A 24,831-nucleotide genomic window follows, 5' to 3' on the forward strand; every position below is an offset into this window, starting at 1 on the left:
CTCGGGGTGTCCGCCGCCTAACAGCTTGACAAGCATTGCCGACACTCCCGAGCCGGGCGCCTCTACATGGGGTTCGGCGGGCAGCAGCTGGTCTCCAGGATGACCAGGTTCTCCGCCCCGGCGCCCTGCACCACGGCGGCGATCCCGGCCGTCACCACGGCGACTGGCAGGGCCATCTGGGCCAGAGCGGCCGCCCGCACGCCGAAGTTGACCGACGGCAGCAGGCGCATGCGGCCGACGGCGTGCTCGGTGGTTTGTTCGTACTCGCCGTACTCGTCGTTCTCGTCGTTTTTGATCTCAGACATGGATCAGGTCCCCTCTGTCGGATGGTTGACTGTCGATGCCAGGTCGTGGGCGGGTTGGAGCAGCAGGACCGAGGGCACGTCGCCGGGGGCGGCGAGCCGCAGCAGCCCGTATCCGATACCGGCGAGCCCCGTCAGCAGGCCGGGCGTGAGGACGTTGCCGGGTACCCCGCACACCGGCCCGCCGCGGCGCAGGGCCTCCAGCACCCCGCCGGTCCGGCGGCGCAGCGCCGCGGCGGCCGGGGAGGGCCGGTCACCGGACGCCGCGATCGTCGCGAGCACTTCGAGCACGCCCAGCTCGCCGTGGCAGAGCGACAGATCGCGGTGGGCCGGACCGTCGGCCAGAGCGGTCGCGTCCGCTGCCGACATCTCGTGCGGGACGCAGACGCCGGCGAGAGCCATCCCGGGATCGCCGTTGCACCAGCCGCCGCCCACCGGCGCGCCGTCGGCGGTCGCACGGGCCACCACCTGCGAGGCCAGCCGGCGCCCGGCCGCGCGGTGGTCCGGCCGCGGACCGCATCGCACGAGTGCCCAGGCGATGCCGCTCAGCCCGTCGGCGAACGAGAGCGGCAGGGTGCCGTCGTCGTGGTCGGCGATCCGGGCGAGCCGGTCGGCGCAGTCGATCTCCGCATCGGAGGCGGATCCGAGACCCAGGCAGCGGCGCACCGCGGACAGGGCGGCCAGGCAGCCGGCGAGGCCGTCGGCCCAGCCGGGCCCGGACAGCGCCCGCGACGACCGGCCGGCCAGCGCGGCCAGCCGTGCGGCACCGTCGCGCAGCGCCGGGTCGTCCAGCAGCAGACCGAGCCGGGCCAGGCCGTACGCGATCCCGCCGAGGCCGTTCAGGCCACCCCAGCCGACCGTCTCGACCAACTCGGGGTGGCCCGTGAACAGGTCGACCAGCGCGGGCGTGCCGGCCACCGCGCCGCGGGCCTGACCGGCGTAGCGGCCGACGCCGGTCACGGCGGCCAACTGGGCCAGGAACAGCGCCACCCCGAGGTATCCCGTGCCGAGGCTCGCGCCCATCGGCAGCACCAGCCACTGGCCGTCGACGTGTTCGACACCCAGCCAGTTGACCCGCTCCTCGCCGGACATCCGGGTGACGACGGCGTCGGCCATGGTACGGGCGGCGGTGAGCAGGGCGTCCGGATGCACGACGGGGTTCGTCGGACCGGCCGGGGCCGGGGCGCCGGGCCGGGGCGCCGGGTGGGCGGGCGCGCCGTGCCGGGTGGCCAGCGTCGCCGAGATGATCCATTCCTGCTGCCGGCGGTCCACGTGGCCGAGCCCGGCGAGGGTGTCGAGGGCGGCGGCGACCCCGGCCCGGGGCAGCGGCACGGGCAAGCACGTGCCGTCCGGGGTCCGCAGCTCACCGGAGCCGGCCGAGGCGAGGAACATCGGCACGTCGCCGTTCCACATCGCCGTGATCTCGTGCCCGACGAGCTGGGACAGCAGCGGGTTGGCGGAGCGGTTGGCGTGGAGCACCGAGAACGCCTCGTCCCGGTCCAGCGCGTCGCGCAGCACGTCCGGGTGCGTCGTCTCGTCCAGGATCGTCGCGTACATCCAGCTGGGCCGGGTGATCACCCGGATCTCCAGATCGGCGCAGGCGGCGACGGCCGCGGCGAACTCGGCACGGTGCGCGGCGGCGAAGTCGTAGGCCTGCCGGAAACCGGCCACGATGGACTGCTCGTGGTCGCCGGGGTCGAGATCGGCGCCGGCCAGGCGGGGCCGGTTGGCCGAGCCGGTCATGGCGTACGGGCGGCGGACGAGCCGCATCCGGTCGGTGCCGGCGTCGAGCCAGTCCACCACGCTCGCCGGGCAGTGGCCGTCGCGGTCGCCGCCCAGCCCGGACAGGTCCGCGGCGCCCTGGTCGCCGATCACCAGCAGCGGCAGCAGGGCGGTGCGGTAGACCGACGAGGCGAGGGCACCGGCCGCCGGGTCGGCGTCACCGGCAGGTGTCAGCTCGGCGTTGAACAGCGTCTCGGTGTCGATCAGCACAGGGGTCCCGGCGTCGGCGACGACGTTCTCGTAGTGCATGTCGGTGGTGCGCAGCACGTGCAGCAGGGCGAGCAGCGCGCCCTGCCGGCGGTAGAACCGGTCGGCTTCGGCGGGGTCCGGCAGGTCGCGGGCCGCCACGTACGCGGTCCAGCCGTAACCGGGCCGGGCGACGGTGCGTGCGATGCCCGGAGACAGCTCGGGGTGCCCGGCCGACAGCAGGTCGATGAACCGGCCCATGACGACCTGCGTGGTCACGTCCCGCGGCTTGTAGACGACGCGGCTGCCGTCGGCGAAGTCGACGAAGCTGACCGTGCGGCCGTTGTGGTGCCGGTCGCCGAGGCCGGCCACGATGGCGACGACCGGTCCCGGGTCGGCGGTGCCGAGGAGCGCGCCGACCACCTCGTCGCGGTCGGCGGCCAGCCGGGCGAGCAGTTCCCGGGTCGCCGTCACGGCCGCGTCGGTGGCCTGGGCCAGCAGCCGCGCCAGTACGGGATACCGGGTGAGCAGCGCGGCCAGGCCGCCGGGGGACGCCGTGCGGCGCGCGAAGTCGAGGAACCGGGCCCGCTCGTCGTCCCCGGTGAGCCGGTCGCGGGCGCCCCAGCGGTGCAGTTCGGCGACGAGCGCGCGGGCGGCCAGGTCGACGAGGCCCCGGCGCAGCGCCGTACCGAGGTGGAGAGTGACCCGCGGCAGGTCGAGCCAGTCGCACGGTCCGGCGCCGGCGGTGATCCGCTCGACGGCGTCGTCGGCGAACGGCCGCAGCACCCGGCCGAACGCGTCGCGCCAGTCGCCGCCCACCTCGGCCACCGAGGCCGGCACCGCGGCCGCCACCGCACGCTCGGCGGTCGCCACCCACGCCGGCCGGACGGTCCGGGCGGCGAGGCAGGCGGCCGGCTCGGCCCGCAGCGCCGGCATCGCGTCCGGGCTCAGCCCGAGGTCGGCGAGGCGCTGGGTGAAGGGCTCGCCGGGGTCCGCGCACGACGGGCCGGCGGCGGGGCCGGGATGGATCCGCTCGTGCAGGGCCAGTGCGGGCGCCCACCACCCGGCACCGAGGAGCGTCCCGCCGGTGGGGGTGGAGGGGACGGCCATGGCGAGAACGATGCCCGCCCGCTCGTACGCAGTCATGGGTGTTTCGCACCCACATTTCGCCGCCGGTCAGGTCGGGGGCACCTCACCGGCCCCGGCCCGGTCTCCCGGAGCCGCCACGCGGGCCCGTTCACCGGCGCCGGAACCGTCGGTCGGGCGCGGCGGCCGGGGAGAAATGTGCGGGGTGGCGCCGGATGCGGCCCGCCGTGACCCGCGGCAACTCTGGGGCCACCGCGCGTGACGATCACTACGAGTTGCGGAGCGAACGATGGAGTACCGGATTCTCGGCCCCCTCGAAGCCCGGCGCGGGGGTACCGCAATAGACATAAGGGGCAGACGCCAGCTGACCGTACTGGCGATCCTGCTCGTGGACGCGAACCGGGTCGTACCCACGGATCACCTGGTCGAGGCGGTGTGGGGCCGTAGGCCGCCGACCACCAGCCGCAGCCAGATCCACATCTGCGTCTCGTCCCTGCGCCGTCAGCTGTTCGCCGGCGACGATCCGATCGACACGCGCGCCCCCGGTTATCGGTTGCGGGTCGCCGAGGAGGAGCTGGACCTGCACGTCTTCCAGGCTCGCGTGGCGGCCGCCCGGACGGCGGTCCGGGACGCGGACCCGCGGCGTGCCGTGGCCGAGCTGCGGGCGGCGCTCTCGCTGTGGCACGGTCGCGCGCTGGCCGGCATCGGCGGCGACGCGGTACGCGCACTGGCCGCCCGCTACGACGAGCAGCGACTCGCCGTACACGAGGAATGCCTGGAGCTGGAGCTGGAGCACGGCCCGGCGAACGCCCACGACCTCGCCGGTGAACTACTGGCCCTGGTCGCCGCCCATCCGCGGCGGGAACGCCTGCTGGCCCTGCTGATGACCGCGTTGTACCGGGCCGGCCGGCAGGCGGAGGCCCTGGACGAATACCACAAGGCCCGGCTGCGGTTCGTCGGTGAACTGGGCATCGAGCCCGGCTCCGGACTGGACGCGCTGTACCAGCGGATCCTCACCCACGATCCGGCGCTGGCGGGCCCGGCCGCCCCGCCGCCGGAGCCGGTGCGTGCGGCGCGGACGGCCGACCGGGCCCCGCGCCGGCTCCCGGCCGACGTCGCGGACTTCACCGGACGCCGGGACAGCCTCACCGGCCTGTTGACGGCGCTCGAACGCACCGGCGGGACCGCGGTGCCCACGGCGGTGGTCAGCGGCCGCGGCGGCGTCGGCAAGACCACGCTGGCCGTGCATGCCGCCCACCTTCTCGCGCCGCGGTTCCCGGACGGGCAGTTGTTCGCACGGCTCTGCGGGCCGGACGGGGCGGAGAACCCGCACGATGTGCTCGGGCGCTTCCTGCGCGCGTACGGCCTGGGGGAGCGGGACATCCCGGACGGCGCCGAGGAACGGGCGGAGACCTACCGCGATCTGATGGCCGACCGCCGGGCCCTGGTGATCCTCGACGACGCGCTCACCGAGAGCCAGGTGTTCCCGCTGTTGCCGGGCACGTCGCGGTGCCGGGTGATCATCACGTCGCGCCGGCCGCTGCCCGGCCTGCCCGCCGCCGTACGGCTGCGGCTGGCGCCGTTCACCGAGCGCAGCGCGCTGGAGCTGGGCGGCCGGATCGCCGGGCACGCCCGGATCGACGCCGACCGCGCGGCCGCCGTGGCGCTGAACGAGACCTGCGGCTACCTGCCCCTCGCGCTGCGGTTGGCGGCCGCCCGGCTGGCCGCGCACCCGCACTGGACGGTCGCCGACCTCGTCGCCCGGCTCGGCGCCGGTTCCGCCTGGCTGGCGGAGATGCAGGCCCAGACCGGTGTGGAGCAGGCGTACGCCGGCCTGTCCGACGACGCGGGCCGCCTCTTCCGGCTGCTGCCGCTGGTCGAGGCGGCCGACTTCCCGGCATGGGTCGGCGCGCCGCTGCTGGACGTGGACGTCTGCCGCGCGGAGGCGCTGTTCGACGAACTCGCCGACGCGGACCTGCTGGTCGCGCGGCCCGCTCCCGGCGGTACGCGGTACTGGGTGCCCGGCTGGATCCTCGGCTACGCGCGCCGGCTGCAGGCGCCGGAGCACGACCAGGCCCGGCGCAAGTCGCACGAACGCCTGCTGGGCGCGCTGCTCTACCTGTCCGAGATGGCGCATCGCCGGCGCGGCGGCCACGACCTGCGGCTGGCCGGGAACGGGGCGAGCCGCTGGGAGCTGCCGGGCCCCCAGGCCGACCTGATCACCGCGGACCCGGCCGGCTGGTACGGGCGGGAACGTCCCTGGGTGCTGCGGGCGGTACGGCAGGCGACCGCGGCCGGATTCGCCGAGCACGCATGGGGACTGGCGATGTGCACGGTGACCTTCGCCGGTCTGCCGGCACCCGCCGGCCGCTATCCGGGCGACGAGTCGTGACCGTCCGGCCGGCCGAGCTCGGCCTGCGCCCCCAGCACGGCTTGCAACAGGACGTTCGCGCCGTTGACGAGGTCGCCGGGCCCGGTGTCCTCGCCGGGTGCGTGGCTGATCCCGCGGCGGCTCGGCACGAAGATCATCCCGACCGGGGCGATCTGGGCCACGATCTGGGCGTCGTGCCCGGCCCCGCTCGGCATGGTGAGATGCGGCAGCCCCAGCCGGTCGGCCGCCTCCCGGATCACGCCGCGCAGTGCGGGCGCCGTCGAGACCGGCCGCGACCGCATGGTGGCGGTGACCTCGACCCGGCAGCCGGAGGCCGCCGCCACGCGAGCGCACTGTTCGCGTACGACGTCCTCGCCTCGAGCCTGCCGGGCGGGATCGGTGTCGCGAACCTCGGCGGACAACCGCACGACACCGGGGATGGTGTTGGTGACGTTGGGCGCGGCCTCGATGAAACCGGTGGTGGCCGTCGCGCACACCCGGTCCTCGGCGGCGATGCGGCGGACGGCGAGGACGATCTCGGCCGCGGCGGTCAGGGCGTCGCGGCGGTCGGCCATCGGCGTCGTCCCGGCGTGCTGCGCCTCACCGGTCACTCCGATGTCCAGGATCGTACGCCCGACGATTCCCTCCACCACGCCGACCGGCACCCCCCGGCGCTCGAGCGACGGGCCCTGCTCGATGTGCAGCTCGATGAAGGCGGCCACGCTGCCCGGCGGCCAGGGCACGTCGGCCAGCCGTTCCGGCGCGCAACCGGCCGCGGCCAGGTAGGCGCCGACCGGCCGTCCGGTGCGGTCGGTGGCGCCGAGCGGGTTCTCCAGCGAACCGCACAGCATCCGCGAGCCCCAGAACGGGGTCTGCACGAGCGCGCCCTCCTCGTTGGCGAAGGCGACGACGACCATCTCGACCGGCAGGCTGACCCGGTGCTCGTGCAGGACCCGCAGCGTCTCGAGGGCGGCGAGCACCCCGTACGCGCCGTCCAGGCGACCACCCTGCACCACCGTGTCCACATGCGAACCGACCAGCAGGACCGGCTTTGCGCGGGACGTTCCCGGCCGGCGGGCGAACAGGTTGCCGGCCGGGTCCGTCTCGGCCTCCAGACCGGCCGCGGCGCACAGGTCACCGAGGAACACCCGGGCGGCGTTCTCCTCCGCGCTGAGCCCCAGCCGGGTCACCCCGCCGGCCGGGTCGGCGCCGATCTCGCCGAGTCGCTCCAGCGTGTCGATCAGTCGCGCGCCGTCGATCCGGAGCCCGGCGTGGCCGTCCAAGGCAAGGCCGCCGGATTCGCGTGCTTTCAGGTTCGACTGGGACATTGCCCTTCTTCCGCTCGTAGGGTTCCGTCTGTCCGGAGGGGACGACACCGATGGCCCGGGTGCTGATCTGCGCGGTTCACACGCTGACCCGGTTGGGCCTGCGCGTCGTCGTCGACGGCTGCCCCGGCGTCGCGCTCGCCGGCGAGGCGGCCGACGGGCAGCAGGCACTGGGAATGGTCCGGTCGTTGCGCCCGGACGTGCTGATCGTCGACGAGGCGCCGCCTGAGGTGGACGGCGTGGAGCTGTCCCGGCGCACCCGCGACGATCCGGCGGCGCCGGCGGTGCTGTTGCTGCTCGACCACAGCGACCAACGGGTGGTGGAGGGCCTGCGAGCCGGCGCTCTCGGAATGCTGAACAAGGACTGCGAGCCGGCCGATCTGGGTGCCGCGGTGCGGGCCGTGACCGCCGGGCGGCGGTTCGTCTCCACCCGGCCGTGCGGCCGGGCGGAGGATCGGGCCGTGCCCGGCGTCCCGCCGGCCCTGGCCCGGCTGACGCCCCGGGAGCGGGAGGTGCTCGTGCTGCTGGCCGGCGGGCTGTCGAACGAGGAGATCAGCGCACAGTTGCTGGTGACCCGGCCCACGGTCAAGTACCACGTGTCGCATCTGCTCCAGAAACTCGACGTCCGGGACCGGCTCCAGGCGGCGGTCTTCGCATACCAGCACGGGATCACCGGGCCGGCCGGCTGACTGTCGTGAGATCCACCATGGTGCGACCGTAGGGCCCGCGACCCGAGGCCGACACCGCCGGAAGAATGGGTGCGGCCTATACCTCGGGCGGGGTCGGAAAACGCTATCGCCGAACTATTCCTATTCGCGACTGTCGTTTCTCCATCGTTTGTCCTTCACCGCTTTCCCGGACTCTTGACCCTGGTCGATCGCGATTCCTAATGTCCGCTGGGATGGCTACTGAAGAGGAACTCCGGAAGTATCTGAGGATCGCCGTCGGCGACGCTCAGGAGTACCGTCGGCGGCTGCGCGAGGCCGAGGAACGAGACCGGCAGCCGATCGCGATCGTCGGCATGGCGTGCCGCTATCCCGGAGGAGTCACCTCGCCGGAGGACCTGTGGCGGCTCGTCGCGGACGGGGTGGACGCGGTCGGCCCGTTCCCCGGCGACCGGGGCTGGGACCTGACCGCACTCTACGACCCGGATCCGGACGCCGCCGGCACCTCGTACGCCCGGGCCGGCGGGTTCCTGCACGACGCCGCCGACTTCGACCCCGAGCCGTTCGGCATCTCGCCGCGCGAGGCCCACGCCATCGACCCTCAGCAACGGCTGCTGCTGGAGATCGCCTGGGAGACCTTCGAACGGGCCGGCATCCCCCCGGAGAGCCTCCGCGGCAGCCGCACCGGCGTGTTCGTCGGCGTGATGTACGACGACTACGCATCCCGGCTGACCCCCGCCCCCGCCGCGTACGAGGGTTACCTCAGCGCCGGCAGCGCGGGCAGCGTGGCGTCCGGCCGGCTCGCGTACACCTTCGACCTCAAGGGTCCCGCCGTCACCGTGGACACGGCGTGCTCCTCGTCGCTGGTCGCGCTGCACCTGGCCGTGCAGGCACTGCGCCGCGGAGAGTGCCGCCGGGCGCTGGCCGGTGGCGTGACCGTGATGGCCACACCGACGTCGTTCATCGAGTTCAGCCGGCAGCGCGGCCTGTCCGCCGACGGCCGCTGCCGGGCCTTCGCGGAGTCGGCCGACGGCACCGGCTGGGCCGAGGGCGCCGGGCTGCTGCTCGTGGAGCGGCTGTCGGACGCGGTACGCGAGGGCCACGAGGTGCTGGCGGTGATCCGTGGCTCGGCGGTCAACCACGACGGTGCCAGCAACGGCCTGACCGCACCCAGCGGCACCGCCCAGGCGCAGCTGATCGAGCGGGCCCTGGCCGACGCCGGCGTGCCGGCCGCGGAGGTCGACGTGGTGGAGGCGCACGGCACCGGCACCCGTCTCGGCGACCCGGTCGAGGCGCGGGCGCTGATCGCCACGTACGGGCGGGCACACACGGCCGACCGCCCGGTGCGGCTGGGGACGCTGAAGTCCAACATCGGGCACACCCAGGCGGCCGCCGGTGTCGGTGGAGTCATCAAGATGGTCGAGGCGCTGCGGCGCGGTGTGCTGCCCGCGACGTTGCACGCCGACCGGCCGACGTCGCACGTGGACTGGTCGGCCGGCACCGTGACCCTGCTGACGGAGCCGGTCCCGTGGCCCGCGGCCGGCCACCCGCGGCGGGCCGGGGTCTCGTCGTTCGGCATCAGCGGCACCAACGCGCACCTGATCCTGGAAGCCGTGCCGCCCGCCGCGCCGGCCGCACCGGATCCGCCTGAACCGGGCGCCGGCGTCGTTCCGCTGCTGCTCTCGGCGGCCGGTGCCGATGCGCTCGGCGCCCAGGCGCAACGCCTCCTCGGCCCCCTGGCATCCGCCGGCCTGGCCCCGCTCGGGCTCTCCCTCGCGACCGCCCGCGGCTTTCTGCGGCACCGGGCGGTGGTGCTGGCCGCGGATCCCGGCGAAGCCGCGGCGGGCCTGCGCGCGCTCACCGCCGGCGAGTCCACGCCACAGGTGTTCCGCGGTGTGGCCGACGAGGGCCGTACGGCGTTCCTCTTCGCCGGGCAGGGCTCCCAGCGCCCGGGCATGGGGGAGGGGCTGTACCGGGCGTACCCGGCCTACGCGGCAGCCTTCGACGCGGTGTGCGCCGCCATCGACCCGCATCTGACCCGGCCGTTGCGCGACGTGGTCTTCGCCGCCGAGGGCTCGGCCGAGGCGGCCCTGCTCAGGCGCACCGAGTGGGCGCAGCCGGCCCTCTTCGCCGCCGAGGTCGCCCTGTTCCGGCTGCTGGAGTCCTGGGGCGTACGGGCGGACGCGGTGCTCGGCCACTCCGCCGGCGCCCTGGCGGCCGCCCACGTGTCCGGCGCCCTGCCGCTGGCCGGAGCCGCCGAACTGGTGGCCGCCCGGGGCCGGGTCATGGGCCGGCTGCCGGCCGGCGGAGCGATGGTCGTGGTCAACGTCGCCGAGCCGCAAGCCGCGGCCCTCATCGCCGGCTACGAGGCCCATCTCTCGGTCGCCGCGGTGAACGGGCCGGAATCGACCGTCCTGTCCGGCGAACGCCTCGCGCTGGCCATCGTCGTGGCGGCCTTCCAGTCGGACGGCGGCAAGGCGACCTGGCTGCGCGTCAGCCACGCCTTCCACTCCCCGCTGATCGAGCCGGCGCTCGCCGGGCTGCGCGACGCGGCCACCCGCCTCGACCCGGCCGAACCCGGCATCACACTCGTCTCCGACCTGACCGGAAAGGCCGTCGAGCCCGGCGGCCTGACCGACCCGGACCACTGGGCGCGGCACGCGCGCGGCACCACCCGATTCCTGGACGGCATGCGTCACCTCGCCGAACTGGGCTGCACCCGCTTCCTGGAGGTGGGCCCCGGCGGCGACCTGGCCGCGCCGGCCGCCGCCTGCGTGCCCGGCAGCACCGTCGTGGCGGCCCTGCGAGCCGACCGGCCGGAGCCCGCGACGTTGCTCGGCGCGCTCGCCCGGCTGCACGTCGTGGGCCAGCCGATCGACTGGGCGGGCGCCCTCGGCGCACGCGGCGCCCGGCGGATCCCGCTGCCGACGTACGCGTTCCGGCGCAGCCGATTCTGGCTGGACCCGCCCGCACCGGCCGGAGGCCACGACGCGGCCCGCGCCGCCGGTTGCACCCCGGCCGGCCACCCCCTGCTGAGCGCGGTGGCCGAGATCCCCGCAACGGGCGCCCTGCTGCTGACCGGCCGGCTGACGGCGGGCGACCACCCGTGGCTGGCCGGGCACCGGGTCGCCGGCACGGTGCTCCTGCCGGGCACCGCATGGCTGTCGATCGCCGGCCACGCGGCCCGGGCGGCCGGCTGCACCACGGTCGAGGAGCTGATCCTGGAGAACCCCCTGCCGGTGCCCGAGGACGCCGAGATACAGCTGCGGGTGTTCGTCGACGCGCCCGACGACTCCGGACGGCGGGCGGTCACCGTGCACGCCCGCCGGGAGGCGCACGAGTGGGTCCGGCACGCCCACGGCATCCTCGGCGACGAACCGGCCGGACCGGTCGCCGACCTGACCGCATGGCCGCCGCCGGACGCGGAGGCCGTGCCCCTGACGCCGGACCACCTCTACGCTCAGCTCGCCGCGCGAGGACTCGACTACGGACCCGACTTCCGTGCCGTCCGGGCGATGTGGCGCCGCGGCCCGGACACCTACGTCGAGGTGACGCGGCCGCACGACGGCCATCTCCTGCATCCGGCACTGCTGGACGCCGCACTGCACCCGCTCGTGCTGACCGGCGTGGCCGGCGCGGACGGCACACCGGTGCCCCACACCTGGTCCGGCGTCCACCTTCCGGACACCGCGGTCTCCGCACTGCGGGTACGCCTGGCCCCGGCCGGCACACGGGCGGTCTCGATCGACATGGCGGACACGGACGGCAAACCGGTGGCGTCGATCCGCTCACTCGCGCTGCGCCCGATGCCCGGCGCCCGCGACGGCCTGCTGGTTCCCTCATGGACGCCGCTCGCGATCCCGCCGGGGCCGGCCGACCGGTGGACGGAGGCGGACGGCCCCCCGCCGCAGGCGGACCGGATCCTTTACACCTGCGACGTCCGAGGCGACGACGCCGCTGCGGTCCGGGCGGCGCTCCACCCCCTGCTGTCCCTGGCCCAGACCCTCACCTCCGACGACCGGTTCGCCGGCACCCGCCTGGCCGTACTCACCCGCGAAGCCGTCGCGGTCGATGGCGAGCAGCGGCCGGCCGGGCTCGCCCACCGGGCCGTCTGGGGCTTCGTGCGGGCCCTGCAGGCAGAGCATCCCGGCCGGTTCGTCCTCGCCGACGAGGACGGCGAGCCCGCCTCCCGGCGGGTGCTGGAGGCGGCCCTCGCGACCGGCGAGCCGCAGATCGCCCTGCGCGCCGGCGTGGCATACCGCCCGGTGCTCGTCCACGACGAACCGGCCACCGTACTCACCCCGCCGGCCGGGGAGCCGCACTGGCGCCTCGACTTCGTGGGCCGCAAGACCTTCGACGGCCTCGCCCTGGCGCCGTGGCCCGAGGCGGGCGCCGCGCTCGGGCCGGGCCAGATCCGGGTACGCATGCGGGCCGCCGGCGTGAACTTCCGGGACGTCCTGCTGACCCTCGGCGTGATCGCGCCGTCGGTGGACGCCGACGCGGCCGGCCCGGGCCAGGGCGGCGAGGGGGCCGGTGTCGTCATCGAGACCGGCCCCGGCGTGACCGCATGGCGAGCCGGCGACCGGGTGATGGGCCTGTTCGCCGGCGTCGGGCCGGTCTCGGTCACCGACCATCGGCTGGTGTGCCGCATCCCCGGCGGCTGGTCCTTCGAACAGGCCGCCGCCGTGCCGGTGGCCTACCTGACCGCGTACCACGGCCTCGTGGACATCGCCGGCCTCAGCGCCGGCGAGTCCGTCCTCGTGCACGCCGCGACCGGTGGCGTCGGCACCGCCGCGCTCGCGCTCGCCCGGCATCTGGGCGCCGACGTGTACGCGACGGCGAGCCCGGCCAAGTGGGACGTCCTGCGCGCGGCCGGGCTGCCGGACGACCACATCGCCTCGTCGCGCACACTGGACTTCGTCCGCTTCGAGGGCGTCGACGTGGTGCTCAACTCGCTGGCCGGGGAGTTCATCGACGCCTCGCTGGGCCTGCTGCGCGGCGGAGGCCGGTTCCTGGAGATGGGCAAGACCGCGCGGCTCGACCCCGCGGCGGTCGCCGCGGCGCATCCGGGTGTCATCTACCGGGCCTACGACGTACGGGACCCCGGGCCGGACCGGATCCGGGACATGCTCGCCGGCCTTCTCGACCTCTTCGACCGGGGGATCCTCGCACCGCCGCCGATCGCCACCTGGGACATCCGGCGGGCACCGGGCGCCTTCCGTCACCTCGGCGAGGCACGGCACATCGGCAAGGTCGTGCTCACCCTCACCGGCGACGAGGTCTGGGACACCACCCGCGCGGTCCTGATCGTCGGCGGCCACGGCCGGCTCGGCCGGCTGGCCGCCCGCCACCTGGCCACCGCGCACGGCGTCCAGCGGCTCGTGCTGATGGGCCGGCACCTGCCGGAGCCCGGCAGCGCGGCCGCACGCGACATCGCCGACCTCGCCGCCGGCGGTACCGACGTGCGCAGCGTGGCCTGCGACGTCGCCGACCCCGGCGCCCTGGCGGCGGCACTCGACGGGCTCGGCAGCGACGGCATACGCCTCGGCGGCATCGTGCACGCGGCGGGCGTCCTCGACGACGGTGTGCTCGCCGCCCTGACCCCCGAACGGCTCGAACGCGTCCTGCGGCCCAAGGTGGACGCGGCCCTCAACCTGCACGCCGCCACCCGTGGCATGGACCTGCGCCGGTTCGTCGTGTTCTCCTCCCTCGCCGGCACGCTGGGCACCGCCGGGCAGGCCGGCTACGCCGCCGGCAACGCCTTCCTGGACGGCCTCATGGAGCTGCGGCGAGCGCAGGGACAGCCGGGCACCTCGATCGTCTGGGGCCTGTGGCGCGGCGACGGCGCCGACGGCGGCATGGGCGGCGCCCTGACCGGGGCCGACATCGCCCGCATGGCCCGGACCGGAGTGGTGGCGCTCTCCGACGAGCAGGGTCTCGAACTGCTCGACGCCGCGATCCGCCGGGACCCGCCCACCGCCGTCGCGGCCGCCTGGGCACTCGGCGACGTGGCCCCCTCGCCGATGCTGCGCGACCTCGTACGCCCCCGGGCCGCCGAACCGGAGCCACCGTCCGGCACCCCGGCCGACACGCTCATCGACGTCGTACGCCGAGAGACCGCCGTCGTGCTGGGCCACCCGTCCGGTCTGGCGGTCGAACCCCACACGCCCTTCGACCGCATCGGCCTCGACTCACTCGCCGTGGTGGAACTGCGCAACCGCATCGCCGCCGCGACCGGGACCCGGCTACCGGCCACCTTCATCTACGACTGGCCGACCCCAGCACACCTGGCCGATCATCTCGGCCGACTGGCCCAGGAGGCGACGTGCTGAACGTGGAGAACACGCCGATCCGGACCGTCCACCCCCGGCCGGCCGCCCCGGCGCGGCTGGCCTGCTTCCCGCACGCGGGCGGCAGCGCCGACGCCTTCACCGCCCTCGCCGCGGCCTTGGCCGCCTCCGTCGCCACCTCCTTCGCCGCCGACGTGGAGACCCTCACCTTCCAGTACCCGGGCCGCCGGGAACGCGCGGCACAACCGTGCGCCACGGACATCGCCGCGCTCGCCGCCGAGGCGGCCGGCGCGCTGTCGTCCCGCCTCGACCGCCCGCTGTACCTGCTCGGCCACAGCATGGGCGCCCTCGTCGCGTTCGAGACCGCGCGGCTGCTGGAAAGCGAGGGTACGGTCACCGGGGTCTTCGTCTCGGCCGCCAGGCCGCCCGGCGACGACTGGGCGGAACCCGATCTCGACACGATGGACGACGCGGCGGTGATCGCCGAGCTGCGCCGGCTCGGCGGCGTCCCCGAGGCCCTGCTGGCCGAGGCCGACGTTGTCGCGGAGATTCTGCGCCTGCTGCGGGCCGACCATCGGGCGCTGCGCCGGTACGCGTGCCCGCCCGGCGCCACGCTCCGCGCACCGGTGACCGTCCTGCTCGCCGACGCCGACCCCAAGAACTCACCGGAGCAGGTCGGCCGCTGGGCCCGGCACACCACCGGCGGCTGCGACACCGTGCTGCTGTCCGGCGGCCATTTCGCGTTGCTGGCACCCGGTTCCACGGCGGCCGCGATCCTGGCAGACCGCATGCGTCCCGCGCCCGCCGGCCTGGTCCGCGACATCTACCTCGCCGGCCTCGGGGGCAGCACCCCCCGGCTGACCACCGACCTGACAGCCCTGGAAGACCTGGCCCGCCCGGTCCTGACGCCGGCCGCCCTCGGCTACGTCACCGGCGACGCCGGAACCGGTGAGACCGGCCGGGCCAACCGGGCCGCCTACACCCGCCGGCGCCTGCTGCCCCGCATGCTGCGCGGCGCCGACCGCCGCGACCTGAGCGTCACCGTTCTCGGGCAGCGCCTGCCGGTGCCGGTGCTGCTGGCCCCCGTGGCCGCCCAGACCCTGGTGCACCCCGACGGCGAGCTGGCGTCGATCCGCGGCGCGGCCGACGCCGGCGTCCCGTTCGTCCTGTCCACCTGCGCGTCGCACTCCCTCGAGGAGGCCGCCGCCGCGGCCGGCCCGCAGCCGAGGTGGTTCCAGCTCTACCTGCCCGGCGACCGTGCCCTGGCCGAGTCCTTGGTCCGCCGCGCCGAGCGCCACGGATACTCGGCCATCGTGCTGACCGTGGACGCGCCGACCTTCGGCTACCGTCCCACCGACCTGGACCGCGGCTACCTGCCCTTCCTGCACGGCGCCGGCATCGCGAACTTCACCGCCGACCCGGTCTTCCGGGCCGCGCTGCCGCACAACCACGACACCCGCGCCGTCCTCCAGCACTGGGCCGAGGTGTTCGCCAACCCCGGCCTGAACTGGGACGACCTGCCGTGGCTGCGGACCGTCACCTCGCTGCCGATCCTGCTCAAGGGAATCCTGCACCCGGCCGACGCCCGGCGCGCGCTGGACCAGGGCGCGGTGGACGGCCTGATCGTCTCCAACCACGGCGGACGCCAGCTCGACGGGTCGGTGGCCGCCCTGGACGCCCTTCCCGCCGTACGGGCCGCGGTGGGCGACGCCGTGCCGATCCTCACCGACTCCGGAGTCCGAACCGGCAGCGACGTCGTCAAGGCGCTGGCGCTGGGCGCGGACGCCGTCCTGCTGGGCCGACCGTACCTCTACGGGCTGGCCCTCGACGGCCGGGCCGGCGTGGCCCACGTGCTGCGCTGTCTGCTCGCCGACCTCGACCTGGCCCTCGCCCTCACCGGCTGCACCCGCATCGCGGACGTCACCACCGACCTCCTCGGGGATGCCTGACACCGGCGACGCTCGATCATGCGTACGGTCCTCCTGATGTGGACGTGCATCGGGCCTGCGTGCCCGCGCCCAACCGACCCTGGCGATGTTCGTTCTCACCGCCCCGGCCGGCCCCGTCTCATCAGGAGGTTTCCAGGTCGCCGACCGGCAATCGCGCTGATCGAGCGAACCAAACCCGCCCGTCGCAGGAACGCCCCACCTCGCCCACGGCGAGGGCTCAGCCCCGGGGTGAACGAGCGGCGGGCACGCGGCCCCTTCGTCCGACTCTTGAGGGCGCCCAGGTACGGAGAGCCGCCAGCGCAAAGATGGCTGTTGGCAAAGACGTCAACTTCGTGCTCCTGCTCATCGACCTGTCAAGAGAGCGGGTTGGCACCGAAGACTCGCCCATCGACCGGGAAGCACGTCAAGTGATTTGCCCAGCCCCCGGCGGCGCTGACCGGGCGCATTGTCATGCCGATGATCGGGCGGTGGGCTGAGACGCTAATTGGTCCTGATGTGGTCCGGACGCCGCTTCTAGACTTCCGGTCATGTCTCGAGATCCCGAAAACGAAGATGTTGAGATTGTCGTCTGGCGGGACGGCAACGGAGTCTGGCGTTGCAACGTCAACATCGATCATGGGCACCGGCAGAAGCTTCTAGAGACTGGAGCGTTGGAACTTGCCGCTAGCGACGACGTGACCTTGCAGGTCGTGGCGCTCAATCCACTGCCGCGAGACACGATCCATATTGAGCACCTGCGCGTCTCACTGCCTGTTGAGCGAGTGATCTAGCGCCGTACGATCTGGGGCCAGCCAGCCCAAGGAAGGCATCCGCTTCTGCCGCCATCATCGCGCGTCCGTTCGGCACCCGCCGGTTACGGTCGGTGTCGTTCGGGCCTGATTGGTGTCCACTTCCCGAGTCAGTACGCGCTGGGCGCTGTTGTCCTGTGCGGCCTGTTAGTGCTTGAACGGCTGACGCTCAAGCCACACTGCGTCTGGCCAGCCTGGCTGATCGTTCGCCTCGCGGCGAATCTCAACGAATCCGTGTCTAGCGTAAAAGCCGGCCGCCCGTGCATTGCCGTCGGTGTACTCAAGCCGCACCGGGAGGCCACCGGCGACCTCCATCAACTCTGTGATCAGCGCCGCGCCGACCCCTGTGCCTTGTACCTCAGGCACGGCGTACAGCTTCCAAATGACCGGGATCTCAGGGCGGAGGTCGATGTTTCCGGTACCGACGACCGCTTTGCCGCTATCGGCCACGAGCACGGTGGTGGTCTCCAGGCTCCGCTCGATCGCTTCGACCGACCACCAGGTCGCCAGGCCGTCGGCAATGTACTCGGCACCGGCGAACTCATACGTCGCAGGCCACGTGCGCCGACCGACGGAAATGATCGCTTGGACATCGCCTCGGTTGGCCCTACGGATCTTCACGGACATACCTACATCCTGCCGTCTGCCGCAAGGGACGCCCGGCCCGCACTGCCGGTATGGCCAGTGTGCGGATCTGCCGCCGAGAGCGAACGCTTGACGACCCCAGCCGGTCACGTCGGGTTACCGTCAACCTGCCTCGGTAGATGCACGCTCGTCCGATGAGCGGGTATCGGGCAATGACCGCATTGCTGTCGGTCAGCTGGCATTCCGCGACTGCTGCACGCCGGACCTACTGGTCGGTCATGATCGGAACTCATCGGTGGGACTGGACTCTCGGTTGCTGTCCCCGCTACCGGGCCTTCCGCTGGGAGAAGACTTCGGCGTCGACGTAGCGGCCGGAGAGCCGACCGGCCTCGTGAATTTCGTCGACGGTCATCCGTGGTGTGATCGCGTGGGCGGCGTGCACGCCGTCGGCGTTGCCGACCTCCAGCAGCTTCAAGTACCAGCGCAGCGCCTGTATCAGGTCGACGGGCCCGCCGAAGCCGTCGCGGTGCCAGTCGGCGGCGGCTCGCATGGCGCCCTGGTGGCCACCGTGCGCCGCGCGAACATACCAGTTCAGGGCCTCTTCGTCCTGGTCCAGCGCGCTGAGCCGGTCGCCCAGCACGGGATAAGCTGCGCTGATTCCCTTCTCCGCAGCGACTCGCAGCCATCCCACGGCGTCCGGGTGGTCGCCGAGGACCGATGCCAGGTTCAAGGCAGCCCACGCGTCGCCGGCCTCGGCAGCCGCGCGGTACAGAGCGGCGGCCCGCATCTGATCCTCCTTGACGCCGGTGCCGTGGGCCAGCAGGAAGCCGTACGACCGCTGGGCGATCGGATCGTGTTGCGCCGCGGACGCTGCCAGCAGCCGCGCACCCTCGGCCGGTGCGCCGAGGAAGAACGCCAGAATGACGCCGCGCATCGTGCGTTCCCGCGTCACGTTCTCGGACAACCGCGGCGCCAGCAACGCCAGCTCCCGCTCCGCCGGCTCGAAACCCTCGCGGGCTGCCTCGGCATACCAGTGGGCTGCCTCGGCCAGGTCCATCTTGTGATAGGCGAACAGCGTCCCGAGATCGTGAAAGGCGCGGGTGTCGCCGCCGGCAGCCGCGGCCCGCCACTGCGCCTCGGCCACATCATTGTTGACGGGCACACCCTGCCCGGTCGCGTACATGATTCCGATCATCCGCCGGGCATCATTGTCACCGAGTTCGACGGCCCGCTCGTACCAGCGCAGCGCGGCCGGGTAGTCGTCGTGACCGGCATGCCAGGCGCCCAGGTTGTAGGCAGCCTCGCCGTTGCCCAGTGCGGCCGCCCGCTCGTAGAACCCCGGCTTGCTTGCATCGTCGGCGAGTTGCCCGAGTGCCAGCAGCGCCCGCCGTCGTCGCCGGCCCGCTCCAGGTGTGCGCGCGCAGCCACCGGATCCCGCCGCTGGATCGCCATCATCCCGAGGTCGTACTCCTGCCAAGCCACGCGGACATTGTGCGAGGCCGCCAGATGCCCCACGAGGGTAGGGGTGGTGTCTCCCCTCCGAAGAGCGGCGAGCGTGGCGAGGACGACTTCAACGCCACACTGCGATGTCGATGCTCGCCCTCGTGGGCGGGCCTCGAACTGTCAGCCGCATATCGCGCAGTGTCTGATCAAGCGAGGTGGTCGCAGTACGGCGAGCAAGTGCGCCCGAGGCCGTGGCCAAGATCCCGAAGAAGGTTTCCGAGGCGTTCGGCCTCTTCTACGCGTGGCGGGCTGATGGTGGCACCAGCCGCGATATGTTCTCCGACTTCATACAACGTTGCATACAAATCCTCGGCGGTCGCTCGGTCAAGCTGCAGCGTGATGTCGTCCGGCACGCGACGAAGTTACTCTCACGCCGCCGGTCGTGCGTGGTGGCCGGCGTAGTTGTCATGGTCGGTATGGTTCGGTTTCGGTTGCCGACCGAGCGTGGGCTGCCCGGATCAGGCTGCCATCATGACGGGGTGACGTCGGTGCCGGAAAGTATGCCGTTTCGGTGGGATCTGATCACGCCGGATCAGCCGGGGATCGGATCCGGCCGGCGCTGGCGTCGTCGTCCGTTGACACCCGCTGAGGTCGCGCAGGGCCGCCGGTTCCTGGAGACGGTCGGATTGACGCCGTACGCGCCGGGACCGCCCGGCGGTCCTGGTCGATGTCGTTTACGAGGGCGAGACGTTCACCGAGTTGTTCACGCTGATCCGGGACTGGATCGAGCAGGAACGTGAGCCGTGGCCGGTCATCCGGTGCAAGCTGTGCTTCGTTGGGGTCACCATCCGCCGCAGGACCAGTCCGAACACCGAGCGGTGGCAGCAGCATCCCGCCTGGACCCGGACGCTGCCCGCCTCTGCGGTGGTCAACGTGTCGCTCGACCCGGGAGTCTGGTCGTACTTCGGGGATCACCAGGTGAAGCTGACCCGTTCGTTACGCCCGGACCGATGGACCGCCGAGGCCGAAGGCCCCGGCCGGGACGAGCGCACCCGGCAGGCCCTCGTCGAGGCAGCGGCACTGGTCGCCTACGGTCGCAGCCCGGTCGGCCGGCAAGGTGTGGCCCGCGCCGTTCGGCCGCGACCCCGCACTCCGCCAGTCGTGGCTACGTACCCTGGTCACCAGCCTGACCACAGGTTGAGTTCCGGCTACCCGCCAGGCGCCGTCGGCATTGACGGATGCGCGGATTCGCCGTCGAAGGCGACCGCTCGACGCCCCGAGCAGTCACGTCGCGTAACCGCCTACCTTGGTTGATGCACGCTCGTGCCGAGGAGCGGGTGGTGAGTGGGGCCAAGGAATCAAGCAGGCCTGATGTCGAGCAGGTCGGGCATTGGAAGTTCGTCTGGATCCGTCTCCTCGACGCTGACCCACTCGATGCCGCCGAGCAGTTCCCCGCGTTGCTGGTCCTCGATCGTGTAAAGGAACAGGCCGCCATTGGAGCCTCGAACGCCCGCATTGACTCGTATCTCCATCCCGAGCCCGCGACCATGCTGGAAATCGATGGACGGGCACCCGCAGCCGCACGTGTCGACGACGACCACTTCCGCCGCCTGGCGCCGCAAGGTTTCCACGTCAGGGAAATCAACCGCCAGCAGTGCCTCAAGCACAGCTCGCTCTCGCTGCGTCAGCGGCCTGGCATCCATGCCGTGATCATCTCATCAGCGACTGGGGGTCAACATCCGCTATTGGCACCCCTCTGTGTCAAGAGGCGGCTGCGAGGTCTGTTCTATGGTGGGTTTCGGCGGGTCCGGGAAGTGACTTCTCCGAAGTGTCGATCATGGGGTTGAGGTCGGCCGCGCTGGATTGCAGAGTCGCCCCCATATGTCCTCCCGGGCCCGTCTCGATCCGTTTCGCGTCGGCGACCATCCGCTTGTAGACGATGTCGGACAGGCGACGTTTCAACGCTCGCATCGCTTCCATCGGGGTCTTGCCGTCGGCGAGTTTGCGCCGGTAGTAGCGGCGGCCTTCGGTGTCACGACGGAGCTGGACCACCGCCATGATGTGCAGGGCCCGGTTGATGCGCCGGTTCCCGGCACGCGACAGACGGTGGCGGTTCTGGTCGCCGGAGGACGCGTCGATGGGTGCGGTGCCGTTCCAGGACGCGAAGTGGCCGCGGCTGGCGAACCGGGCGATGTCACCGATGTCGCCGATCAGCCGGGCGGCACCGGACGGGCCGATCCCGGTGAGTTCCTGCAGGGTGCTGCCGGTGGAGGCGACCAGGTCGGTGAGTTCGGCGTTGGCGAGCTTGATTTTCTTGTCGATCGTGACGAGCTCGTGGATCAACTCGGACGCCAGCCAGCGGCGGGTCTTGCCGACCAGGTCTCGCGGCCGGACGGTATTGAGCAGGGCGCGGGCCTGCTGGGCGGACAGGAACTTCTTCGCCCCACCTGGAATGAGTTCGAGCAGCAGGTGATGCAGCCGGGACACGACTTCGGTGCGGGTCCGGCCGAGCTGGTCACGGCGGTCGACCAGCAGTCGCAACGCCACCGTGGTGTCATCGGCCTGCACCTGCCGCAGACCTGCCGTGCGCAACGCGGCCACGGCGACGCTGTGAGCGTCGACCGGGTCGGTCTTACGGCCCTGACCGGTAGCGAACACCCGTGCTCGCGCCGACAACTTCGTCGGCACGTCGACGACCGTCTCACCGTCAGCGACCAGGCGCTGGGCGACATGCCGGCCGATGCCGTTGCAGCCCTCGACAGCCCAGATCCGTTCGCCGTGTTTGCGGCCGGCGGCGAGCATCGCCTTGTAGCCGTCGTGATCAGTGCCGAACCGGCCCTTGCCGAGGACACGTTCGCGCGGGTCGATGACCTCGATGGTGGCTGATCGTTTGTGCGGGTCCACTCCGATGACGACATTGGGCATCTGTCTCGTCCTCCCTGCTCCGACCTGGTGTCGGCGGGAGGGCAGCGCTACTTTGAGCTGGGCAAACCCCTCTGGAGCCTCTCCGCGCCGCGGTGACCGGCAGGGCGCATGCCAAATCTGAGCCACACCCAAGATGCAGGTGGACAGCCGAATTGAGAGCGTCTCCGCCGGTCACCTCGACCATGCCTGGCCGGGCAGCGGTCGTGCCACCAGTAGATAAGTAGCCGAGTTGAGTGCGTTCGCGGTCTGCAAGCTCTGGCGGGAGCCAAGGCTATTGCATAGCGGTGGCCGGGGGATGATCGAAGGATTCTGGGCAGCGGAAGGTATACAGCGAGTAGCCACGCCCGATTTGCACGCCGACGGTGTCCGGAGACGCGCTCGAGTCCTCTTCCTGTGGGCGCCAGCTGCAATTCATGCCGTTCCAATCAGCCGAGGCCGCTGTGGAGGTCAAAATCATCCCGGAGCCGCAAACAGCACAATTCATGGGGTGCGGGTCGGTCAGTGACCAGTTCGCGTACCCGCCGACCTTCCAGCCCGGTGCGAGTGACAGGTCGCTGTGATAGTCAGGGCTATCGTCCTCATCCTCGGCTTCGTCGTCCGGGTCCCATGCATCAAGCCGCTCACGCAGGTCGTCTGGCAGCAGATCGGCGTACTGATACTCGCGTACCTGTTCGGGGTGCACCACGCACGGAACGGGCAGGTAAATGTCGCTGATCACCGGCGGCTCGGGCGGCATGGCGAGTAGCGGGCCGATGGCGGAGCTTTCGCGCCAGTAGAGGAAGACGCGAGGGCTGTAGTGCCGATCCGAGTGGTCAACCGGGCACCACAGCACCTGGAGCAGGTCGGTGCCGTCCGGGCCGGCGTAGTCCGGGATGTCATGGCGGTACAGCTGCGCGATCGGGGCCAGCGGGATCGGATTCTCGATCAGTTCGTCGAGGTCCAGGGCATCGACCGCGTCGAGTTCGGCCCGTTCCTCGGCGGTCAGGAACTCGCCGTCCGGCAACGGCGCCCTGGCGTTCGCGGTCGCGAGGATCTCGCGCCGGCGGCGCTCGGCGGCCGGGGTAGTCAAGTTGTACGGCTCGTGTGCCCCGCCGTCGTCGCAGACGGGCTACACCTCGTCTGCCGGCCACAGCAACGGGCCGCCGACCGAGCTGTCCGTGACGGTCGGCTTACCAGGCTGCGGGTGCAGGCGGGTGGCGGTGGTCGAGTGTTTCCGCAGTTCAGGGAAAAGCTCGGTGATGTCGAGGGGGCGCGGGGGGTGTGGTGCGAGCCATAGCAGTGGATCTTAAAGCCCTGGGTTCAGAGGAAAATCGGTCGAACTACCGTGCCGCCACGACTCGCGTCCGGTGAAAGCACTGATCTGCGATCAGATCGGTGCTGAGTTTAAAACAACGCGATCTGCCCCGGTAGCGCCGCCTTCATGGCCTCCGGAACGTAGCCGTCCATCAACCGCGCGCCCGCGCCGAATGTAGTGCGCCGGTCAGGCCAGGAGGGTCAGTGCTGTCCTTGCCAATGCCCTGACCTGATCCCATTCCGTTCGCCTGGTCAAGGCCTCGACATGCCACAGACCAGCGTTGTGCTCTCCGCTCATCGAGCTGAGGTGTTCGTCGATCTCGGCCAACACCGGCAGCGCCGTGTCGTTCAACCAGCCGCGCTCGATGAAGGTCGGTACCAGCCGGAAACCGTCGTCAAACTCCAGCGCCAGCTCGTCCACCAGCGGGAGGCCCTTCACTCCGAGCCAAGCGACCTGCGCATCGGCCTCCAGGGCAAGCACGGCGACACTGCGCACGAAGGCAGCGACGAATATGGGGCCAGGCTGTTCCACGAGATCAGCCTATTGCTTCGCCCCCGAGGGCTGACGCAGCCCAGGCCGGCCCGCCGTCACGGCCGGTGACCGGCACTCTCGCCGCCCGGCTTCTCGTCCTGCCGAGTTTAGTGCGGCGTATCTGCTGAGTCGGTTAGCAGCCTGCTATGCGCTCCGGGTCGACGAGAATCGATGGCAATGGTCTTCTGGGATGGCGCTTGGGCGGGCTGCGTCGCTGGCGATGCGCGTGCCCAGTTCAGCGTTGTCTGTCGTCGCAGGGCAAATCGAAGCGTTCGGCCAGCGCCGACATCTCGTCCTGCTGTTCGGCGCGGTCTGTAGAGGTCACATTGACCACCACTCGGGTCACGCCTTCTGCGGCTAACGCCTCAGCCCGTTCCCGTGTCATCGAGATCGAAGCCCACCTCGTATATTCCAGCGCGCCCGGGTCGCGCCCGGCAGCCTCAGCTTCGGATCGGGCCATATCGAGCTGGGTAGCTCGCTCCTGCGGGCTTAGCATCCCGCCCGGAAAATAGCCGTCACCCCGCTGCCCCGCACGGCGGGCGGCGGCCCGGCTCGACCCGCCGACGTGAATCGGCAGAGTGGTCATGCCGTACGGCTTCGGGAAGCTGCACAAGTCGTCGAAATCGAAGAACTCGCCGTGAAAACTGACGCCCTCCGCACCACCGGACCACAGCAGGCGCAGCACGTCGATCGCCTCGTCGGCGCGCCGACCCCGGGAGCGGAAGTCGACACCCACCGCCCGCGCCTCGCCGGGCAGGCTGCCCAACCCTACGGTCAACAACCGCATCCGTCCTCTGGAGAGCACGTCGATAGTGGCGAGGCGCTTCGCCAGCACGACCGGGTGCTGGTACGGCAGCAACAGCACACCGGTACCAAGCAGAATGCGGCTGGTAGCGGCCGCGACGAAACTCAGCGCGTCGAGCGGGTCGACCAACGGCAGGTCCGGCGGCAATTCCATCGAGCCGAGCACCGCGCCGCGATAAAGCACCACGTGCTCGGGCATGTACAGTGCCTCGAAGCCGCATGCTTCCGCGTGACGCGCATAGGCGACCATATGCTCAGGATCCACGCCGAGCGAAGCAGTGCTGTAACTGATGGCGAACTTCATGACCGAGCTCCATCGTCCGGCAGGTACAGGGCGCTAGGGACGTTAAAGTTTGCCGTCGGCGTCAAGGCAACGACCATCGCCAAGGCGGTCAACGAAATCGGCCCGCCTCCCTGGCCTGTCTCCTCAATTTTGCTTCCAAAGACCCTCATTACAGGCACTGATTTGCCGCCGATAAGGCGACTTGGTCGTTCCGGGCTGCCC

The 24,831-nt window shown here is 72.1% G+C and carries 16 protein-coding genes and 1 pseudogene; 6 read left to right on the forward strand and 11 right to left on the reverse strand.

The annotated features are described in order from the left end of the window. Window positions 1-62 precede the first annotated feature (62 nt). Both BJ964_RS31845 and BJ964_RS31850 read right to left on the reverse strand, forming a co-directional pair. A complete protein-coding gene (locus tag BJ964_RS31845; protein WP_188124129.1) occupies window positions 63-305 on the reverse strand; it encodes a hypothetical protein in 243 nt (80 codons plus the stop codon). Window positions 306-308: 3 nt separating this feature from the next. Further along, a complete protein-coding gene (locus BJ964_RS31850; protein WP_229807450.1) occupies window positions 309-3,416 on the reverse strand; it encodes a type 2 lanthipeptide synthetase LanM family protein in 3,108 nt (1,035 codons plus the stop codon). Between the two features lie 229 nt (window positions 3,417-3,645). On the opposite strand from BJ964_RS31850, the gene BJ964_RS31855 reads away from it, so the two are divergent. Next, the gene (locus BJ964_RS31855) at window positions 3,646-5,748 is read left to right on the forward strand and encodes an AfsR/SARP family transcriptional regulator (RefSeq protein WP_188124130.1); all 2,103 of its coding nucleotides are present in this window, start codon (window positions 3,646-3,648) and stop codon (window positions 5,746-5,748) included. Here BJ964_RS31855 and BJ964_RS31860 read toward each other — a convergent pair. After that, entirely contained in the window at window positions 5,727-7,055 is a 1,329-nt protein-coding gene (locus BJ964_RS31860) for a Zn-dependent hydrolase (protein WP_188124131.1), read from the reverse strand. The two genes, BJ964_RS31855 and BJ964_RS31860, sit on opposite strands and share 22 nt — an antisense overlap. Window positions 7,056-7,105: 50 nt before the next feature. Here BJ964_RS31860 and BJ964_RS31865 point away from each other — a divergent pair, with 50 nt between their 5' ends. The 4 genes and pseudogenes from BJ964_RS31865 (at window position 7,106) to BJ964_RS31880 (ending at window position 16,726) form a co-directional block, all read left to right on the forward strand. After that, the gene (locus BJ964_RS31865) at window positions 7,106-7,741 is read left to right on the forward strand and encodes a LuxR C-terminal-related transcriptional regulator (protein ID WP_188124132.1); all 636 of its coding nucleotides are present in this window, start codon (window positions 7,106-7,108) and stop codon (window positions 7,739-7,741) included. A 212-nt stretch (window positions 7,742-7,953) separates the two neighbouring features. After that, window positions 7,954-14,049 (forward strand): annotated as a pseudogene (locus BJ964_RS31870) (type I polyketide synthase); the annotation flags it as partial. Beyond that, window positions 14,043-15,956 (forward strand): alpha-hydroxy-acid oxidizing protein, encoded by a 1,914-nt coding sequence (locus BJ964_RS31875; RefSeq protein WP_188124134.1) that lies wholly within the window; start codon window positions 14,043-14,045, stop codon window positions 15,954-15,956. The pseudogene BJ964_RS31870 and the gene BJ964_RS31875, both read left to right, overlap by 7 nt. 527 nt (window positions 15,957-16,483) lie before the next feature. Further along, window positions 16,484-16,726, forward strand: a complete 243-nt coding sequence (locus BJ964_RS31880) for a hypothetical protein (RefSeq protein ID WP_188124135.1) — start codon at window positions 16,484-16,486, stop codon at window positions 16,724-16,726. 165 nt (window positions 16,727-16,891) lie between these two features. On the opposite strand, the gene BJ964_RS31885 is transcribed toward BJ964_RS31880, so the two are convergent. From BJ964_RS31885 to BJ964_RS31895, 3 genes are all read right to left on the reverse strand, one after another. Beyond that, window positions 16,892-17,371, reverse strand: coding sequence for a GNAT family N-acetyltransferase (locus BJ964_RS31885; RefSeq protein WP_188124136.1), 480 nt, complete (start codon window positions 17,369-17,371; stop codon window positions 16,892-16,894). 283 nt (window positions 17,372-17,654) lie between these two features. Then, on the reverse strand, window positions 17,655-18,806 hold the full coding sequence (locus BJ964_RS31890; protein ID WP_188124137.1) for a tetratricopeptide repeat protein: 1,152 nt from the start codon (window positions 18,804-18,806) through the stop codon (window positions 17,655-17,657). A 172-nt stretch (window positions 18,807-18,978) separates the two neighbouring features. Further along, window positions 18,979-19,185 (reverse strand): hypothetical protein, encoded by a 207-nt coding sequence (locus BJ964_RS31895; RefSeq protein WP_188124138.1) that lies wholly within the window; start codon window positions 19,183-19,185, stop codon window positions 18,979-18,981. A gap of 346 nt (window positions 19,186-19,531) precedes the next feature. Here BJ964_RS31895 and BJ964_RS31900 point away from each other — a divergent pair, with 346 nt between their 5' ends. Next, window positions 19,532-20,086, forward strand: coding sequence for a hypothetical protein (locus BJ964_RS31900; RefSeq protein WP_229807451.1), 555 nt, complete (start codon window positions 19,532-19,534; stop codon window positions 20,084-20,086). Between the two features lie 44 nt (window positions 20,087-20,130). On the opposite strand, the gene BJ964_RS31905 is transcribed toward BJ964_RS31900, so the two are convergent. The 5 genes from BJ964_RS31905 to BJ964_RS31925 all read right to left on the reverse strand — a co-directional run bounded on the left by BJ964_RS31905 (window position 20,131) and on the right by BJ964_RS31925 (window position 24,630). Continuing rightward, a complete protein-coding gene (locus tag BJ964_RS31905) occupies window positions 20,131-20,475 on the reverse strand; it encodes a hypothetical protein (RefSeq protein WP_188124139.1) in 345 nt (114 codons plus the stop codon). Window positions 20,476-20,533: 58 nt separating this feature from the next. Next, window positions 20,534-21,697 carry an IS110 family RNA-guided transposase gene (locus tag BJ964_RS31910; RefSeq protein ID WP_188124140.1) on the reverse strand — a complete coding sequence of 388 codons (1,164 nt, stop codon included), beginning with the start codon at window positions 21,695-21,697 and terminating at the stop codon, window positions 20,534-20,536. Window positions 21,698-21,968: 271 nt separating this feature from the next. Next, window positions 21,969-22,766 (reverse strand): hypothetical protein, encoded by a 798-nt coding sequence (locus BJ964_RS31915; RefSeq protein ID WP_188124141.1) that lies wholly within the window; start codon window positions 22,764-22,766, stop codon window positions 21,969-21,971. Window positions 22,767-23,177: 411 nt separating this feature from the next. Continuing rightward, window positions 23,178-23,522, reverse strand: coding sequence for a hypothetical protein (locus BJ964_RS31920; RefSeq protein WP_188124142.1), 345 nt, complete (start codon window positions 23,520-23,522; stop codon window positions 23,178-23,180). 235 nt (window positions 23,523-23,757) lie between these two features. Then, a complete protein-coding gene (locus tag BJ964_RS31925) occupies window positions 23,758-24,630 on the reverse strand; it encodes a TIGR03619 family F420-dependent LLM class oxidoreductase (protein ID WP_188124143.1) in 873 nt (290 codons plus the stop codon). Window positions 24,631-24,831 lie beyond the last annotated feature (201 nt).

Source organism: Actinoplanes lobatus (genome assembly GCF_014205215.1).
In the GTDB taxonomy this organism is placed as follows: Bacteria; Actinomycetota; Actinomycetes; order Mycobacteriales; family Micromonosporaceae; genus Actinoplanes; species Actinoplanes lobatus.

Excerpts from the sequence above, each read along its gene's own strand:
- BJ964_RS31885 (WP_188124136.1), bottom strand. The coding sequence starts at position 17,371 with ATGTCCGTGAAGATCCGTAGGGCCAACCGAGGCGATGTCCAAGCGATC.
- BJ964_RS31860 (WP_188124131.1), bottom strand. The coding sequence starts at position 7,055 with ATGTCCCAGTCGAACCTGAAAGCACGCGAATCCGGCGGCCTTGCCTTG.
- BJ964_RS31845 (WP_188124129.1), bottom strand. The coding sequence starts at position 305 with ATGTCTGAGATCAAAAACGACGAGAACGACGAGTACGGCGAGTACGAA.
- BJ964_RS31865 (WP_188124132.1), top strand. The coding sequence starts at position 7,106 with ATGGCCCGGGTGCTGATCTGCGCGGTTCACACGCTGACCCGGTTGGGC.
- BJ964_RS31910 (WP_188124140.1), bottom strand. The coding sequence starts at position 21,697 with ATGCCCAATGTCGTCATCGGAGTGGACCCGCACAAACGATCAGCCACC.
- BJ964_RS31905 (WP_188124139.1), bottom strand. The coding sequence starts at position 20,475 with ATGGATGCCAGGCCGCTGACGCAGCGAGAGCGAGCTGTGCTTGAGGCA.
- BJ964_RS31850 (WP_229807450.1), bottom strand. The coding sequence starts at position 3,416 with ATGACTGCGTACGAGCGGGCGGGCATCGTTCTCGCCATGGCCGTCCCC.
- BJ964_RS31855 (WP_188124130.1), top strand. The coding sequence starts at position 3,646 with ATGGAGTACCGGATTCTCGGCCCCCTCGAAGCCCGGCGCGGGGGTACC.
- BJ964_RS31925 (WP_188124143.1), bottom strand. The coding sequence starts at position 24,630 with ATGAAGTTCGCCATCAGTTACAGCACTGCTTCGCTCGGCGTGGATCCT.
- BJ964_RS31880 (WP_188124135.1), top strand. The coding sequence starts at position 16,484 with ATGTCTCGAGATCCCGAAAACGAAGATGTTGAGATTGTCGTCTGGCGG.